The organism is Enterococcus spodopteracolus, assembly GCF_030441955.1.
Lineage (GTDB): Bacteria > Bacillota > Bacilli > Lactobacillales > Enterococcaceae > Enterococcus_B > Enterococcus_B spodopteracolus.
Genome location: NZ_JARJHD010000123.1, coordinates 1 through 420, shown reverse-complemented (window position 1 = coordinate 420; position 420 = coordinate 1). Strand labels below are relative to the sequence as shown.

The window sequence follows — 420 nt, the reverse complement described above, 5'->3', positions numbered from 1 at the left end:
TTTCCAGAGAGATCGTACCTGATGAACTGATTCCACCAGTCGAATTATTAATCGTGCCAGCTTTCAACTTAATTCCATCGTCACCTGCAATCAATCCTAAGGAATCGTTACTGGTAGCATCAGCAGTGATATTATCTTTGTTGATAAAATACTTCGCCGTCTCAATCTGAATGCCACCTGCTTGCGACCTAATAAGGCCTTTGGTGTTATCAATATTTCCGGAACTGATCATATCAATTTTTCCGGTAGATTGAACTTCACCTCCTACATTAGTTATCTCTGAAGTTTCAAAAGCAACAAACCTCCCCTGATCTGCCCAGTCCGGTTATCTAACTTACCTGTTTTCAGGGCGACAACAGCGGCTTCCAGACCTGCAGAACTACCTTTGCCACTATTAATTAACGTTTTGCCATTAGTATT

The 420-nt window shown here is 41.4% G+C and carries 1 protein-coding gene; it reads right to left on the bottom strand.

Annotation, left to right across the window (positions count from 1 at the left end):
• Nucleotides 1-232, bottom strand: a 232-nt coding sequence (locus P3R27_RS14865; protein WP_301399194.1) for a hypothetical protein, incomplete at its 3' end; no start/stop codon positions are given.
• Between the last annotated feature and the right edge of the window lie 188 nt (nt 233-420).